This window comes from Patescibacteria group bacterium, from assembly GCA_018897195.1.
Taxonomy (GTDB): Bacteria; Patescibacteriota; Patescibacteriia; order Patescibacteriales; family UBA12075; genus JAHILH01.
On sequence record JAHILH010000005.1, the window covers coordinates 68,149 to 83,924 of the forward strand.

Here is a 15,776-nt window from a genome sequence, read left to right on the forward strand (position 1 = left end):
AAATAAATTATAATTAATGGTTGGAGAATTTAAATATTTCCGACCACTGTTTTGCCACAAGCATAACTTGCAATAAAAATGTATGTCCATGAAATTTAAACCGAAGTTTTTAATTATTCCTTTTCAAGTTTGTGAAAATGAAAATTTAAGAGCATCAGACAAACTTGTATATTGAATAATTCACTACTACAGCAAGATGGGGAAGAAAAAATGCATCGCGTCAAATGAAAGTATTAGAGAGTTAGTCTGATTTAAAAACGAAAGAAATGTACAAGATGCTATTGTTCGTCTGGAGTCAGAATGATGGGTTGAGCGTACATTTAGGACGATCAGTAAATCTAGAAGAACTGGAATAATATGTTACGATTTTCAACAAATTGAAAAAATGAAAAAAAACTTGATCGTGCTGGAGTGATCAATTAACCATCAGATCAGTAATAGTGATAAGGAAACAACTATATCTAAAGATATAGTTAGCGCCAATAAATTGTCGCTAGGTAATACAATTAATAATTGACCATTAACTAATAGATATAATGGTCAAGCTCTACACTGTTCCGAAAATTGCACCGAATTAATGAATAGCCAAATATCATCTAGCGCGTTATACGATCTCCATGATCAATATAATAATTACAGTTATTAATATAGCTGCAAAAAGCGATTAAACAATCACACAGTAATCATAATTTCATAAGATGGCTAAAAAAAATAAGAACAGTCAAAAAATATAACTAATTATTTTACTATTTAACGACAAAAAATCGTTAAATTCAATTAACATTATGCAAACTATTGCAGAAAAAATTTGAGTTTTAACTCGAAGACACCAAGATTGGTCGAGTTATTTAGTATTAACTGAGTTCGTCAAAGACAAACAAATGACGGCAAAGAAAATTAAAAAACTCTTTAACCGATTTGTAGATACAGAAGATTTTGACAAATCAGAAAAGAAATCCATATTAAGACATTTGTTCAACTTATCAAATGCCGTATCAAAGGAAGATGAACATAGTGATCAAGGACAAATCCAACATCATAATAAGGAAATAAATCTGAATAAGCAAAATAATGAATATGCGTTACCAGTGACCAATTTAAGACCACACATATCTGGGCGATTTTACCGCAAAAAAAATTCAAAATTGGTCGCAGGTGAAAAATAAATAACATCTTCGACCAAAGTCACCTTAATTGAATATACCGAGCTTAAATTGGTAATTTGGTATTAAAAAATGCACCTTTAAAAGAGGATTGCAATTAATAAATTTTAATCGTATGATGTTGATGTCATTGTGGCAATTACCACAATCAATGTTGTACTTTAACAATTAAATGAACAATTCAAAACACAACAAACTAATATCACCTAAAGAATTAGCGGATATCCTTGGCTTATCGCTCGCATCAATCTACAGATTAACCTGAGACAGACGAATACCTTTCTATCAGATTGGTTGAGTTCTAAGATTTAAGCAAGAGGATGTTGATAGTTATCTAAGTGATACTAGAGTTGAAATGATGAGTCTATAAATTATATGAGTGCATACAAACGAAAAAACAAATGGTGGGTAGCGTTCATGATAGATGGTCATAGAATCAGACAATGCAGTCCTGATAACACCAAGGCTGGTGCGATAGTCTTTGAATCACAGCTAAGACAAAAAATAGCCAATGGGTCGCTAACGAGAGCGAACAGTAAAGCTAAGTCCATGAGATACAAAGACTTTGTTCCAATGTGGCTAAAAGATTATGTGGAGGTGAATAGTAAGCCATCGGATATTGTCGCAAAGAAAATGATTCTAAGAGTTCATTTACTGCCCTACTTTGGTGAAATGAAAATTGATCAAATTACCAATCGTATCATTGAGCAGTTCAAAGCCATACAGCAAAGAAATAAAAAATCCCCTAAAACAATCAATAATCATTTAGGGGTATTGAGAAAATCTTTGGCAACTGCCGACGATTGGGGTCTACAGGTTACCATCCCAAAAATAAAACCACTAAAAGTAATGCTTGCCGAAGTTAGCTTTCTAACAGTTGAAGAATGTGAAAATGTTTTACAATCAGCTGATGACATCTGGCATGATATGATTCTGTTGGTAATGAAAACTGGATTGCGTTTTGGTGAATTGGTTGCCCTAAACTGGCAGGATATCGATTTTGCAAATAAGCAAATAACCGTCTGTCGATCAATCGTCAAGAACATTCCTCAAAACAGCACCAAGAGCAACAAGATTCGTCATGTGCCTTTTGGAAATGAGGTTGAACAAATGTTAATACTTCGCAAAAGTGCATCAATCAATGAATATGTGTTTTCTAATAAACACGGTGAGTTTATGAAATCAGCCACTTGCAGAACTAATTTAATTAGAATCTGTAAGCAAGTCGGTGTAACTAAAATTGGCTGGCATTTATTGAGGCATACATTCGCATCGCACCTATCGGAAAATAACATCTCACCAATTATCATTCAAAAGCTTCTTGGGCACAGCGATATCAAGACAACAATGAGATATGCTCACCTAGGAAATGAAGTAACCAGAGAGGCGGTGAAGACGCTTGAAAGACCTATTATTTTAGAAGGTTGCCACAATTTTGCCACAAAGGTAGATAATGACACAAAAACTGATAAAATAATAGAAAGATTTACTGCTAATATAAAACAAGAACAGGAATAAAACCCTGCTCTTGTACTGGCGGAGAAGGAGGGATTCGAACCCTCGGTCCGCTTTCACGGACAACGCTTTTCGAGAGCGTCGCCTTCAACCACTCGAGCCACTTCTCCAAATTTATATTTTATTTTTTTACCTTTTTCACAACCTCTTTCTTCTTCTCAACCATCAACCCCTTCACTTCCGCCTCACTCAAATATCGCCACTCTCCCACTTTCAAATCACCCATCTCCAAACTCCCAATTTTTATCCTTGCCAATTCAAGCACATCACAACCTAGAACGCCGAACATTCTACGGATTTGTCTTTTCTTGCCCTGGGTTAAGATTATTTCAAACTTATCAGTGCCAACCGCTTTGATATTTTTGGCTTTAACAATGCCATCGCCATCACCGATGTCGACACCTTGCTTAAAATCGTTTTGAATAATACGTGCCTCAAGGCCTCGACTGACAATACTGACTAAATACTTTTTTTCATGCTCATATTTCGGATGCGTTATTTTCTGAGTTAAGGCGCCGTCGTTAGTCAACAAAACTAAGCCTTCGCTATTCTTATCTAAGCGACCAACCACAAATAAACGTTCTTTGGCGTTGACTAAGTCAAAAATATTTTTCTCATCAACAAACTGGCGACTGGTACAGGTATAGCCTTTTGGTTTATTCAAAATAATATACACCAACTTTTCTTGTCTATAGATTTGCACACCATCAAGCAAAACTTCGTCGTGTTCGTCGACGCGATCACCCAGTTTTGCCACCTTATCATTAATCATTACCAAACCATCCTTGATAAAATCTTCGGCCTTGCGACGTGAACAAACTCCAGCTTCAGCGATAAATTTTTGTAATACTATTTTCATATCTTTATTTTTTATCTTCTTTATTAATCATTAAGTGCCCCATTCCCATTAAGGCTATTAATACCCAGAACATTATTGCCATATCATTCTTAAAGTACGGAACATCCACAGCTCCGTGAATTACGATTGCCGTCATTGCTGACAATAATGTAATTATTATATAGTTTTCTTTTGTACTGGAGCCGTAATTTTGAATTTTATGTTTTGAATTTTGAAGCACCTGGCGGACGCCAATATAATAAAACTTAACAATTATCCAAGTCATCAACAATGCGCCAAGTAAGCCTAACTCTGACCAGAAATTTAAGAAAATATTGTGCGGGTAAAGATAGACTTCAACTGGTCGCCAATATTTCTTTTTGTAATCGTCACTAAACAAAACTAATTTACGATGAAAGTCTGGGTCATGATCTTCGTTAAAAAATATTCCTTCTTGATGATACGGCTTCACCGCTGTTTGATAATTAGCCAGGCCCGCTCCCAAAATAAAACGTTGCGGACTTTCGGTTAACATCATCCAGGTCTCTCGCCATTGTTGCTTGCGCACTTCGCCAGAAAAATCACTTAGCGTTCCTTTTTCAACTATCTTATTGTGCACATTAACATTTACAAAAAACATAATCAGCGCAAATATTAAAACTCCCATAGTTGCTAAGCGCATTCGTTTGCCGATTAATAGACCAAACAAAATTGTCCCCGCCACAACACCCACTATCGCTCCCTCGGAATGCGCAAAGTAAATTGACAATAAAGATAAGATTATTATTACTGATAAAAATATAATTTTTAAAATTTTTTCTTTATTCAAAATTCGAAATTCGAAATTCGAAATTGCTAAGCCATGGCCTGTCATTAATAAAACTAACGGCGCCAAATAAAGACCGAGCGCATTGGGATAGGCAAAGACGGAAACTACTCTTCTTGTTTCTACAGCTGACCAAAATGGATTGGCGATAAAATCACCGGTTATTTTTTGGTAGATTGCAAAGACGGAAATCAAAAAAGCTGCAATCGTCAATGGCCAAATTATTTTCTCAAATACGGAAACCCAGCCTTCGCCAAGACTACGGCGTGGCGAAGCAAAAACATTAAACAATAAAATATAAAACAACAATGGTTCAAAAAAATACGCTTTCCAGATTCCAAAGGCTTCATTGCTAAAGCCCGCAACACCAACGGAGATAAAAGAAATAATTAACAGCAACACCATCTCAATATCAAACGGATAACGACTCAGTCCTGCACCTCCGCTGCGTCGTGTTTTAATATTTTCAATGACCTGTTTATAGCCGTTCAAAAACCAGATTGCGAAAGTCGCCAAAATCATCACCTCCAACATTGTAATGGGAATACCAACTATTTTAAATCTTAGGGTGTAGCTAGGCAACGCAAAAAGAATAAACATTATTGCCCACTGTAAATATTTTACATTTCTCATATGATTAGACTAATTCTTTATCCCTATATCTTATCACCAATATCTAAAAATATAAAGACGCCAAATGGGGCGCCTTAAATATTTTTAAGATCTAGATGTCATTAGTTGATATTTTTATTCAAGGGTCCGACGATAGCCTCAAACTCTTCCTTTTCCAAAGTCTCCTTCTCAACTAAAACCTTTACAATCGCTTCTAATTTTTCTCTTTGACCCTTGATAATAGTCAATGCCATTTGTTTGCCTTTTTCAATAAAGGCCGCAATCTCGACATCAATCTGTTCCGCCATCTTCTCGCTATAATCTCTTTGCTCATGAATCTCACGACCCAAGAAAATCATTTCTTCTTTTTCACCAAAAGTTCGGGGTCCAAGATTTTCAGACATACCATAATCAGTTACCAAGCGACGAGCCAGACTGGTGGCCTTACGCAAATCAGAGGTGGCACCGGTGGTAATTTCACCAAAAACTTCTTTCTCCGTTAGATAACCGGCTAACAACACTGCGATATCTTCCATAAACTCTGCCTTAGTGTGCATATGCTTATCTTCAGTCGGTAATTTAATCATATAACCGGCAGCTCGTCCACGAGAGATTACAGAAATCTTTTGCACTGGATCAGTGTTCGGAGAAAAATGCGCCACTAAAGCATGGCCCGCTTCATGATAGGCTGTTACCTTCTTTTCTCTCTCAGAGAAAACCTTGCTCTTGCGTTCCGGTCCAAGCATTACCTTCTCAATCGCTTCCAACAAGAATTCCATATCAATAATTTTATTATTTTTTCGTCCCGCCAAAATCGCACCCTCATTCAAAACATTGGCTAAGTCAGCGCCACTAAATCCAGGGGTACGTTCCGCAATTCTGCGCAAGCTCACATCCTTGGCTAATGGTTTTTCCTTAGCATGAATCTTCAAAATTTCTTCACGATCTTTAATATCAGGATTATCCAAAACTACTTGACGATCAAAACGTCCTGGTCGAAGCAAAGCTGGATCAAGAACATCTGGTCTATTAGTTGCGGCCATCACAATTACATTCGCACTTGGTTCAAAGCCGTCCATTTCAACCAAAATTTGATTCAAGGTTTGTTCACGTTCATCATGTGAACCACCCAAGCCAGCGCCACGACGACGACCAACTGCATCAATTTCATCAATAAAGATAATACAAGGTGCACTTTTCTTTGCCTTTTTAAACAAATCACGAACACGGCTCGCGCCAACACCAACAAACATTTCCACAAACTCAGAGCCGGAAATATGATAGAATGGCACATCCGCTTCACCTGCTACTGCTCGTGCCAACAAGGTCTTGCCAGTTCCCGGACTACCCAATAACAACACGCCACGCGGAATGCGCGCGCCTAATTCCAAAAACTTCTTCGGCTGTTTCAAAAAATCAACAACCTCTGACAATTCTTCTTTTGCTTCTTTTACACCCGCCACATCTTTAAACGAAACTTTATTCTTTGTATCTTTACCAAACTCTTTTGCCTGTGATTGTCCAAACATCATTGCCTTTGAGTTTGCTCCCTGCACTGAACGCATCATCATAAAGATAAAAACGCCGATTAGCAAAAATGGCAAAAGAATCGGCAATAAAGTTGCCATCCAGTAACCAGCCCCCTCTTCACTCTTCACAGCCACATCAATTCCGATAATTTTCTCCTTGGCAATACCGTAATTACTCATCAACTCAGAAAAAGTCGCTCCCATTTCTTTTTTAACCATTTCCTTAGCCCCATCTTTCAGTTCCACTTCCATTTCATCACCACGAATAATCACGCTTTTCACCTCGCCATTATCAACTTGCGAAATAAATTTGCCAATATTAGCATTTTCAATCTTCGTGCCTTGGCCATAAGCACTAAAAATAAGCGCAATTGCCAAAAACACCAAGATAAAAATGGAGAAATTTTTTAGTAAACTTTTCATGTAAATATATAGGCGACCGGCAACAAAATAAACAGCATCATTTTCTTTGCAAATAGCCAAAAAATCATTATTAATACCTAAATAGTGTATAATAATCGAGGTTTTTAGTCAATACATCGCCCAATAATTGACTTTTTATCACAAGCCTGCTTAAATAGAGTATCAAAGTGATTACAAGTAAAAATAAATCCAAATAAGGAGGGCACACATGAACGATAAATATTGGACCTTTGAATTTTTACTGCACATCACTGGCAAAACATACGCAGACGAAAAGGTAGAGTTAGAAAAAACAATAAAAATTCCACTTCTAGTGACCACCGAAAAAGCCGCCGAAGAACATGCCGGGATGATGGTTAAATACTTCACAACAATGGCCAAAGTGTGTGATACAAAGTATTTTAAAAAATATTGTAAATCCATTAATGACAAAGACGGTCTTTTGTTCAGTGACTTCAGAATATTCCATCAAGGAAAAAGAACCTTGCGTGAAAAAAAACTAGACCTTCACGTCCCAGAAATTACCGCCGGTCCGTGATTTCACCAAACCAGCCCCAGCAACCAGAAAGTTGCCGGGGCTTTTAATTTTACAAAATAAAAAACCCGAGGAAGTATGAGCCTCCTCGGGGTGAAAATATTTTTTTTGTTGTGGTCAGTTTTTCAGGATACAGGTGTATCCATGCGCTTTTAACCATGAGCGCTGATCAAGTCTTTTATTATTAATATCATAACAACACAAGCTAAACCAAATTATAATACATAACATGGCTACCCATTTTTCCGTCATTGTCCCATGAAATATAATAACCGGAAAAGTGCCAGCAATAAGCCAACAAAAAAAGGTAAAATAAATAAATTATGATATATGTCCACTATTTGTCGTTCTACGCCCTTGCTATGCATTACAACTTCTGCACCAAACATTCCCCCAGCAATTACACCAGAGACGAAACCACAAAGAAATTGAAATTTATTAGTCGCTATAAATCCGCTCAACTCTGGACATCTTTGCAAAATCGTAGAGCCAATAATGATAATAACCAATAGACCAATATCACCGTAGCGTGCCGCATGGGAAACATTATAAGAGAAACCTTCAAATCTTTCCCGACCGGCGTCCACAACGAATAAGGTCAATAGATAAAAAATCACAATCGTCGCCCAAATCGGCAACAACGCCAAAACTGCATAAACACCATAATAATTGTTTTCCATGACCATCTCCTTTTGTGTGGTTTTTTATATAAAATGTACGAATACCAATTTAATTCGGCAATCTTGAATATTAGCAGAAAAGCACTGTAATGTCAAGATTACTTGTGTCATTCTCTGATTATGTTATATTCATATTATAAACAAACTCCTGAATCCACGCCTTCGCGATGATAACGGAAGAAGAAAAAAATATGCGCACCCCTCAACGGAAACCCGGCATCTACGCCGGACTTAAAGCTGATCAAAATATTACTGCTGAAAAATTCCACGAATTGACGGCTAAATTAGAGAAGTTAAAAAAAGTTAGCCAACCGCGCGCGATTACCGAGATGAAGCACTCAGCTGCAGATGGCGACTTTTCCGAGAACGCCGCTTACCAAATTGCCAAGGGACGTTTGCGTGGAATCAACCAACGCATCACCGACATCACCGACCACCTAAAACGCGCCGTTATCATTGAGCACAACCAAAACAAAGACCGCGTCGAGCTCGGTCATAAAGTAACCGTCGAAGTGAACGGCAAAGAAAAAACTTTTCTAATTCTTGGCTCGGCTGAGACCAATCCTGACAACAATGTAATTTCAAATAATTCCCCCATCGGCTCCGCCTTGATGGGTAAAAAAATTGGCGACCGAGTGCAAGTGCACTTAGCCACCAAAATTGTGGAATACAAGATTATTAAAATAGAATAGAACAAGCAAAAATCAAAAATAAGTAAAACATAAAAGGATACTCAAAATAACCCCGGGGGTTTGGGGGTGTGAACTAAACGCCAGCCTTAAAATAACAAAACTCTTGCATGTGATAGTGCATTGAACACCCCCAAGACTTTTGGTTACTTTTGGTCTCAAAAGTGACACAAGCGAGAGCGCGTCGCTTAAAACAAAAAAACTTAGCAATATACGCTAAGTTTTTTTAAAATTTCCCCTCACCCCAACCCTCTCCCGCCGGGGCGAGGGAGTTTTTATGCAAAGTTTTTATTTTGTCATAATCTTATCAATAATACCGTACTTCTTCGCTTCTTCAGCCGACATGTAGTAATCACGATCAGTATCCTGTTCAATTTTGGCAATTTTTTGCCCAGTATGTTTCACTAAAATCTTGTTCAACTTATCTCTGGTTTTCAAAATATGTTCAGAACGAATTTTAATATCACTCGCCTGTCCTTCAGCCCCACCCATTACTTGGTGAATCATCACTTCACTATTTGGCAAAGAAAAACGTTTGCCCGCTGCACCAGCTGATAAAAGAACTGCGCCCATGGAAGCGGCCATGCCCACGCAAATTGTTGAAACATCAGATTTTACATATTGCATCGTGTCATAGATGGCCATACCCGCAGATACTGATCCACCTGGGGAATTGATATAAAATTTGATATCCTTATCCTTACTTTCAGCGTCAAGAAATAAAAGTTGCGCGATAATAATGTTAGCCACGTGATCGTCAATCGCCTCGCCCAAAAAAATAATTCGATCACGCAAAAGGCGTGAGTAAATATCGTAAGCACGCTCAACTTGACCTGATTTTTCAATAACTGTTGGTATTAATGTCATATATTTTTTGTTTGTTTATTCCGTCATCCCCGCGAAGGCGGGGATCCAGGTGCCTCGTATATCGTAATTAATATTAAGGAAAACTAAAATAAACAAATCGACGTTATTTATTAATATTTTTAAAAAAATTCTATATAATTATGTATTAAAAATCTGTGGCGCCTGGATTCCCGCCTTCGCGGGAATGACAAGGATTAAACAATTCTCCAATTCCCGTCCACCTCTTCAAACTTGCCATCAACAACAAATCCCGACGCCCGCTTATGACCACCACCGCCCAAAACTTGAGCCAGCTTGGAAATATCAACATCAGGATGTGTGGTACGCAAACTACCCTTAATTTTACCACCCTCTTCTTCGCGCATAAAAACCAGCGCCTTAACACCGGCAAGATTACTGAGAAAGCCGGGAATTCCCTCTAATTCTTCTTCAGTTACCCCACTATTTTTGATATCATCTTTAGTTAAAAAAGAATAAGCGAAATTATAAAAACTATTTATTTTCAAATTACTCATCGCCCGACCCCAGACACGCATCGATAATAAACTTTTGTTGCGCCAAGTGTTTTCCAAAATCATCGGATAACGTGCTCCATAGACCAACATCTCCGAAGTAATCTTAATCGTTTTTTCCGAAGTTGATTCGTAGAGCAAATTACCTGTGTCCGTGAGAATACCTGTTAAAATGCAATTAGCAAAATTTTTATTAAAGCGCACTTTATTAGCTTTAAGAAAAAAATACAACACCTCCGCGGTTGATGACGCCTTCGCATTACGTACTTCTATATTAGAATAGCTGTCAATCTTGGGATGATGATCAAATTCAATCGCGATTTGGTCTTTGTGACGATGGCCAATCTCTTTAGTTAAATTTGTCCGACTCAGACTGCCACAATCAAGCGCAATAAACAAATCGAAATCGGCAAAATTTATTCCATCACGGTCAGATTTAATTTTTTCAACGTGAGGTAAAAAATTAAATTGAAAGGGCGGAGCATCACTGCAAAAAGCGTGATATTTTTTATGTAAAGATTCTAGTAACTCAATCATTATGCCCATCGAAGAAAGCGCATCGCCATCTGGTCGATAATGGGTTACCACCAAAACATTCCGTGCTCCTTTAATTTTTTCATACGCCTCTCGGTATTTCTCTTCTATCATACATTTACTTTCCTCTTTCATCACGCCACAGCTTCAGCAACGGCGGACTCTAGACTACTCTTTATCAATTTCCTCCTGTTTTTCCCCATCATCACGCCATAGTTTTCCTAAGTCGTTTTTCTCATCCATTCTAATCTCCGCAAAAACCTTGTCCATCTTAGCTACGTAGCGTTCTTGATTATCAATACCAAAAGTTAATCTTGGCACTTTACGCATCCGTGATTTCAAGCTTAGTTTGCGAGTAAAGGCACTGGCATTTTTGCGCAACAACTTCAAAGCTGTGCCTGATAAATTCTCTGGCAAAACTGAAATATTGACATTAGCATTACTCATATCAGGCGCACATTTCACGCGAATAATCGTAATCAAGCCACCATCCAAATAGACGTCGCTATTTACAATAACCGCCAAGTCATCTTTTAATTGTTCATTTACTTTTTCAACTCGACTCATATATTAGAAAGTTACTTTTACTTCATTATTTTTATAAAACACCAACACATCACCAACTTCAACCACTATATTACCGGCATAATGCAAGCCACACTCTTCGTCAGTCTCAACCTTGTTAACATTTTGTTTGCCCGCTTGTAGGTTAGTTAATTTACCCGTGCCTACTAATTCCTTATTACGCATTACCTCAATCAGGGCGTCAGATTCAATCACGCCATCAATCACTTTACCACCGACGATTTGCGCTTCTTTCTCGGTTCTAAAAATCGCCAAGACCTTCAAACGACCTAAATCTTCTCTTTCATAGGTCACCACAATACGAGAACGCATTTCAGCTTTAACATCATTTAATAAATCATAAATAACATTATAAGCCTTAATAGAAATATTTTTTTCACGCGCCATGTTTTCGATTGCAATTGGTGTTTTGACGTTAAAACCTAAAATCAAAGAGCCAGTTGCTTCCGCTCGCTTAATATCACCATCACTAATGTTACCCAAGCCGCGGTGTACAACTTTTACACTCACATCCTTGGTATTAATTTTTTCCAAAGATTCTTCAATTGCCTCAATCGAACCCAACAAATCACCCTTGATGATCAAATTAACTTTTTCAGAGGTAGTATTTTCATCGCGTTGGCTAGTCTTATTAAAACTCGCATCAGCCGCTGTTCGTAATTTTTTCTTTTTCACGCGTTCGCCCTCGCCCACTTCCAAAACATCACCAACATTCAACATCGCGCGCAAACCAATAATTTGCACCGGTGTTGCTGGTCCTACTGCCTTCACATTGCCCTCATTATAGGTAGTTAAATTACGAATCTTGCCCACGTCCTTACCATTCATCATCAAGCTATCACCTAAACGCAAAGTGCCGTTCTGCACTAAAATTGTTGCCACTGGCCCTGAGCCTTTGCTCAAATGTGATTCAATCACCGTGCCGGCCGCATCCGCATTGGGATTGGCTTTGACATTTTCCAATTCAGTCTCCGCGGTCAAAAGAATCATATCCAATAAATCAGTAATACCGTCGCCCTTCTTCGCAGAAATCGGCACACAGGTAGTCTTACCGCCCCAATCAGTCGGGGTAATATTTAATTTACCTGATAATTCTTGTTTAGTTTTATCAATATTGGCATCTACCTTATCAACCTTATTAATCGCCACCACAAACGGCAACTTAGCTGCTTGGATGATCTTGTACGCTTCAACAGTCTGAGGCATCACGCCATCGTCAGCGGCTACCACTAAAATCGCCACGTCAGCAATCTTGGCACCACGTGATCGCATGGCTGTAAACGCTTCATGACCGGGAGTATCAATAAATGTAATAGTTTGGTTTCTGCGTACTACTTGATAAGCGCCAATATGTTGAGTAATACCACCGGCCTCACCGCCAATGACATTTGTTTTACGAATAGCATCAAGTAAGCTAGTTTTACCATGATCAACATGTCCCATTACCACAATTACTGGTGGACGATCCAACATATCTACTGCTTGCTCTTTGGATAAAATATCATCGAGTTTATTTTCCTTAACAGCCGTCTCATCTTCACCTTCTTTTCTAATCACCTCAAAGCCAAGTTCAGAACCAACCAACCAAGCTGTTTCAAAATCAATGCGCTCATTCAGAGATGCGAAAATACCGTTCTTAATCAATTCTGCCAAAATCACGTTCACGGGACTTGCTACCAAGCCGGCAAAATCACGCACTGAAATAAAAGCAGGCACAAAAACTTTTTCATGAGTCTCAATACGTACTTTCTTCTCTCTTTCTACGCGCTCTTTTTCTTCTCTTTGTTTATCTATTTTTCGCTTAATTTTTGGCCATTCTTTCAAAATCTTATTCGCGACACTTTTATTAATTTTAATCGCCCGGCCACCAATATCGAAACCTGCTTGCGATAAATAATATCTCAACTCTTGAGGTGTCACTTTTAATAATCTTGCTAGTTCTGTAATATTCATGTAGGATTGAACTAAATAATAAACTGATAAATGCGCCAAGGGGCAAATAGTTAATACTAAATAGTGAGAATTATAAAAGTCAAAGACTTTTTTGTATGGTCGGAATATTAAAATTCCTTGACCATAAAAAAGACGATTAAGTCGCCTTATTTTTCTTTAACTCTACAATGATAAACCAAAAAAGTCAAGAACAAAGCCTAAGTAGTGGATTTATTCTCATCAACAAGCCCGTAGGACCAACTTCTCACACTATTGTCAATAAATTGCGTCGAATTACTAATATTAGAAAAATTGGACATGCTGGCACGCTGGACCCCTTCGCTGACGGTCTTTTAATTTTAGCCATCGGCCGTGACAGCACCAAGAAAATTAGTCAGTTTGTCAAATTAGACAAAGAATACGTGGCCGATTTAATCCTGGGCGCCACCACAGACACTTTTGACAATGAAGGCGTCATCACCCAACACATAACAGCTAACAAACAACAGGCACCGACGGAAAAACAGGTTTTAGAGGTTTTAAATAATTTTATTGGCAAACAGGAGCAAATTCCGCCGATGTTTAGTGCCAAGAAGGTGCAGGGACAAAAATTATATGAATTAGCACGTAAGGGTATTGAAATTGAACGGCAGCCTTGTTCGATTGAAATATTTTCGATTATTTTAAACGAATACACTTATCCACATTTACGCATTACCGTACACTGCTCCACCGGCACCTACATTCGCTCCCTCGGCCATGACATCGGTCAAAAACTTGGTTGTGGCGCTTATTTAAATAAATTAAGCCGAACTAAAATTGGCAAATTTGATATTAAAGATAGTGTTACTCTCGAAAAATTGAACTCGGATAATTGGGAAGAATATATATTTAACCCTGGTGAATAGCCACTCAAATGTTGGCTCCATAGTCCCGAATGGGCTGTGGAGCCGTCGTGCAATTATTTAAATTTCCACAATGAAGTATATTATTAATTGCACTAAGGCTCCACAGGGACGCGGCCACTATGGAGCCAACTATTTATTTCCTCTTTTTCCCAAAATATGTTAAAATAAGATTAATGTTAATAACTAATCTGTAATAAATATTTCGATATTTATTTACAATAGAGAGGGGGTGAATTCATGAAGAAAAAATTATCAAATAAGGTTGCAACAATAGTTATCCTTTTCGTAACTATGTTATCCGCATCTGCCATTTTTGCATCATCAGCATTAGCGCTTGACCCTTGGGCTAGCGGTGGCGCTGGCGAACAAGCCGTAGCAGATATCGGTCTAGGCACAAAAAGTCCAGTGGACGTGGCTACCAACATAATCAACATTATGCTTGGTTTCCTTGGTATGATTGCTGTAGTAATCATCTTGCTAGGTGGATTCAAATGGATGACTGCCGCAGGTAACGAAGATAAAATCAGTGAAGCGAAAAAACTTCTAGCCGCTGGTTTAATCGGCTTAATCATTATCTTAATGTCTTACGGTTTGGCTAAGTTCGTTATTGAACAAATGATGAATGCGACTACTTCCGCATAAATTAGTTTCAAAAATTAGCTAATATTATGAATCCGCCCTGGCGGGTTCATAACCGTGAACACAAGTTCGATTGTATTCACGGTTATGAATAAATTTAATTAATAATTTATAAAATCATTTTTGATTTTAAAAAAACTCTATGTTTAAAAAAATAAGTGCATTTTTCATGATCGCTTTCTCCCTTTTTATAATGAAAGCTTCCCCATCATTAGCCGAGGTTAATATCTGGACAGGTCCGGATGGTGTTGACACTCAAGCAAGCATTGAAGGCATTGGCTTTGAAGCTAATGATCCACGAACAATGGTGGCCAACGGTATCAAGATTTTTCTTGGCTTCCTGGGCATGTTGGCCGTTATTTTAATTCTTTATGCTGGTTTTCTATGGATGACTGCTGCTGGCAATGATGACAACATCAAAAAAGCTAAACAAATTTTATCCGCAGCTGTTGTTGGTTTAGTTATTATCTTAATGTCTTACGGTCTTGCTAGTTTTGTCCTAACTCAAATCAAAACCGCAACTGGTTCATAAACTAATTCGAAAAATACACAGATGACTAAAAATACAATCATCAAAAAAATATTTATTTTCACCTTCTTATTAATGGTTGCTTTGGCAAATGTAAGCTTAGCAGCGACTGATAATACAGGCGATGATACTTTGAAAAATTTAAACAAAACTGCCAACAAAGCTTATACAGGGTCAGAAACTGGAAGCATTACAGGCTCCGTTGGTCAATCATTACCAACTCTAGTTGGAAAAATCATCGGTACCGTTCTTTCTTTTCTGGGCGTCATCTTCATGGTTCTCATGATTTATGGTGGCTTCTTGTGGATGCTGGATCGCGGTGAAGGCTCGCATGCCAAAAAAGCTAAAGACTTAATCGAGGCTGCTATCATTGGACTAGTTATCGTCATGTCGGCTTACGCTATCACCGCCTGGATAGGACAAAAACTAACTACAGGTAATTAATTATTAAATTAATATA

General features: G+C 38.0%; 16 protein-coding genes and 1 tRNA gene. 8 read left to right on the forward strand and 9 right to left on the reverse strand.

Features of this window, described 5'->3' with window-relative positions; translation table 11 throughout:
* The first annotated feature begins 881 nt into the window (after positions 1–881).
* Both KKD45_04750 and KKD45_04755 read left to right on the forward strand, forming a co-directional pair.
* Positions 882–1,166, forward strand: coding sequence for a hypothetical protein (locus tag KKD45_04750; protein MBU4309799.1), 285 nt, complete (start codon positions 882–884; stop codon positions 1,164–1,166).
* A gap of 372 nt (positions 1,167–1,538) precedes the next feature.
* On the forward strand, positions 1,539–2,681 hold the full coding sequence (locus KKD45_04755) for a site-specific integrase (GenBank protein ID MBU4309800.1): 1,143 nt from the start codon (positions 1,539–1,541) through the stop codon (positions 2,679–2,681).
* 16 nt (positions 2,682–2,697) lie between these two features.
* Here KKD45_04755 and KKD45_04760 read toward each other — a convergent pair.
* From KKD45_04760 to ftsH, 4 genes are all read right to left on the reverse strand, one after another.
* Positions 2,698–2,788: transfer RNA gene (locus KKD45_04760), tRNA-Ser, on the reverse strand.
* 11 nt (positions 2,789–2,799) lie between these two features.
* Positions 2,800–3,537, reverse strand: a complete 738-nt coding sequence (locus tag KKD45_04765; GenBank protein ID MBU4309801.1) for an rRNA pseudouridine synthase — start codon at positions 3,535–3,537, stop codon at positions 2,800–2,802.
* Positions 3,538–3,541: 4 nt separating this feature from the next.
* On the reverse strand, positions 3,542–4,975 hold the full coding sequence (locus KKD45_04770) for an O-antigen ligase family protein (protein ID MBU4309802.1): 1,434 nt from the start codon (positions 4,973–4,975) through the stop codon (positions 3,542–3,544).
* A 101-nt stretch (positions 4,976–5,076) separates the two neighbouring features.
* Complete coding sequence (ftsH, locus tag KKD45_04775) at positions 5,077–6,906, reverse strand: ATP-dependent zinc metalloprotease FtsH (protein MBU4309803.1); 1,830 nt, start codon at positions 6,904–6,906, stop codon at positions 5,077–5,079.
* Positions 6,907–7,114: 208 nt separating this feature from the next.
* Here ftsH and KKD45_04780 point away from each other — a divergent pair, with 208 nt between their 5' ends.
* The gene (locus tag KKD45_04780) at positions 7,115–7,444 is read left to right on the forward strand and encodes a hypothetical protein (protein MBU4309804.1); all 330 of its coding nucleotides are present in this window, start codon (positions 7,115–7,117) and stop codon (positions 7,442–7,444) included.
* 245 nt (positions 7,445–7,689) lie between these two features.
* Here KKD45_04780 and KKD45_04785 read toward each other — a convergent pair whose 3' ends face one another.
* Positions 7,690–8,121 carry a hypothetical protein gene (locus KKD45_04785; GenBank protein MBU4309805.1) on the reverse strand — a complete coding sequence of 144 codons (432 nt, stop codon included), beginning with the start codon at positions 8,119–8,121 and terminating at the stop codon, positions 7,690–7,692.
* A gap of 167 nt (positions 8,122–8,288) precedes the next feature.
* On the opposite strand from KKD45_04785, the gene KKD45_04790 reads away from it, so the two are divergent.
* Complete coding sequence (locus KKD45_04790) at positions 8,289–8,813, forward strand: transcription elongation factor GreA (GenBank protein ID MBU4309806.1); 525 nt, start codon at positions 8,289–8,291, stop codon at positions 8,811–8,813.
* Between the two features lie 285 nt (positions 8,814–9,098).
* Here the strand turns inward: KKD45_04790 and clpP are convergent, their stop codons facing one another.
* From clpP to infB, 4 genes are all read right to left on the reverse strand, one after another.
* The gene (gene clpP, locus KKD45_04795; protein MBU4309807.1) at positions 9,099–9,677 is read right to left on the reverse strand and encodes an ATP-dependent Clp endopeptidase proteolytic subunit ClpP; all 579 of its coding nucleotides are present in this window, start codon (positions 9,675–9,677) and stop codon (positions 9,099–9,101) included.
* 194 nt (positions 9,678–9,871) lie between these two features.
* The gene (locus tag KKD45_04800) at positions 9,872–10,837 is read right to left on the reverse strand and encodes a bifunctional oligoribonuclease/PAP phosphatase NrnA (protein MBU4309808.1); all 966 of its coding nucleotides are present in this window, start codon (positions 10,835–10,837) and stop codon (positions 9,872–9,874) included.
* A gap of 54 nt (positions 10,838–10,891) precedes the next feature.
* Positions 10,892–11,290 carry a ribosome-binding factor A gene (locus KKD45_04805; GenBank protein MBU4309809.1) on the reverse strand — a complete coding sequence of 133 codons (399 nt, stop codon included), beginning with the start codon at positions 11,288–11,290 and terminating at the stop codon, positions 10,892–10,894.
* Positions 11,291–11,293: 3 nt separating this feature from the next.
* Complete coding sequence (infB, locus tag KKD45_04810) at positions 11,294–13,261, reverse strand: translation initiation factor IF-2 (GenBank protein MBU4309810.1); 1,968 nt, start codon at positions 13,259–13,261, stop codon at positions 11,294–11,296.
* 167 nt (positions 13,262–13,428) lie between these two features.
* On the opposite strand from infB, the gene truB reads away from it, so the two are divergent.
* From truB to KKD45_04830, 4 genes are all read left to right on the forward strand, one after another.
* Positions 13,429–14,148, forward strand: a complete 720-nt coding sequence (gene truB / locus KKD45_04815; GenBank protein ID MBU4309811.1) for a tRNA pseudouridine(55) synthase TruB — start codon at positions 13,429–13,431, stop codon at positions 14,146–14,148.
* 291 nt (positions 14,149–14,439) lie between these two features.
* The gene (locus KKD45_04820) at positions 14,440–14,790 is read left to right on the forward strand and encodes a pilin (GenBank protein ID MBU4309812.1); all 351 of its coding nucleotides are present in this window, start codon (positions 14,440–14,442) and stop codon (positions 14,788–14,790) included.
* 139 nt (positions 14,791–14,929) lie between these two features.
* Positions 14,930–15,319, forward strand: a complete 390-nt coding sequence (locus KKD45_04825) for a hypothetical protein (protein MBU4309813.1) — start codon at positions 14,930–14,932, stop codon at positions 15,317–15,319.
* Between the two features lie 21 nt (positions 15,320–15,340).
* Positions 15,341–15,760 (forward strand): hypothetical protein, encoded by a 420-nt coding sequence (locus tag KKD45_04830; GenBank protein MBU4309814.1) that lies wholly within the window; start codon positions 15,341–15,343, stop codon positions 15,758–15,760.
* Positions 15,761–15,776 lie beyond the last annotated feature (16 nt).

Excerpts from the sequence above, each read along its gene's own strand:
- KKD45_04750 (MBU4309799.1), top strand. The coding sequence starts at position 882 with ATGACGGCAAAGAAAATTAAAAAACTCTTTAACCGATTTGTAGATACA.
- KKD45_04755 (MBU4309800.1), top strand. The coding sequence starts at position 1,539 with ATGAGTGCATACAAACGAAAAAACAAATGGTGGGTAGCGTTCATGATA.
- KKD45_04765 (MBU4309801.1), bottom strand. The coding sequence starts at position 3,537 with ATGAAAATAGTATTACAAAAATTTATCGCTGAAGCTGGAGTTTGTTCA.
- KKD45_04770 (MBU4309802.1), bottom strand. The coding sequence starts at position 4,975 with ATGAGAAATGTAAAATATTTACAGTGGGCAATAATGTTTATTCTTTTT.
- ftsH (MBU4309803.1), bottom strand. The coding sequence starts at position 6,906 with ATGAAAAGTTTACTAAAAAATTTCTCCATTTTTATCTTGGTGTTTTTG.
- KKD45_04780 (MBU4309804.1), top strand. The coding sequence starts at position 7,115 with ATGAACGATAAATATTGGACCTTTGAATTTTTACTGCACATCACTGGC.
- KKD45_04785 (MBU4309805.1), bottom strand. The coding sequence starts at position 8,121 with ATGGAAAACAATTATTATGGTGTTTATGCAGTTTTGGCGTTGTTGCCG.
- KKD45_04790 (MBU4309806.1), top strand. The coding sequence starts at position 8,289 with ATGATAACGGAAGAAGAAAAAAATATGCGCACCCCTCAACGGAAACCC.
- clpP (MBU4309807.1), bottom strand. The coding sequence starts at position 9,677 with ATGACATTAATACCAACAGTTATTGAAAAATCAGGTCAAGTTGAGCGT.
- KKD45_04800 (MBU4309808.1), bottom strand. The coding sequence starts at position 10,837 with ATGATAGAAGAGAAATACCGAGAGGCGTATGAAAAAATTAAAGGAGCA.
- KKD45_04805 (MBU4309809.1), bottom strand. The coding sequence starts at position 11,290 with ATGAGTCGAGTTGAAAAAGTAAATGAACAATTAAAAGATGACTTGGCG.
- infB (MBU4309810.1), bottom strand. The coding sequence starts at position 13,261 with ATGAATATTACAGAACTAGCAAGATTATTAAAAGTGACACCTCAAGAG.
- truB (MBU4309811.1), top strand. The coding sequence starts at position 13,429 with ATGATAAACCAAAAAAGTCAAGAACAAAGCCTAAGTAGTGGATTTATT.
- KKD45_04820 (MBU4309812.1), top strand. The coding sequence starts at position 14,440 with ATGTTATCCGCATCTGCCATTTTTGCATCATCAGCATTAGCGCTTGAC.
- KKD45_04825 (MBU4309813.1), top strand. The coding sequence starts at position 14,930 with ATGTTTAAAAAAATAAGTGCATTTTTCATGATCGCTTTCTCCCTTTTT.
- KKD45_04830 (MBU4309814.1), top strand. The coding sequence starts at position 15,341 with ATGACTAAAAATACAATCATCAAAAAAATATTTATTTTCACCTTCTTA.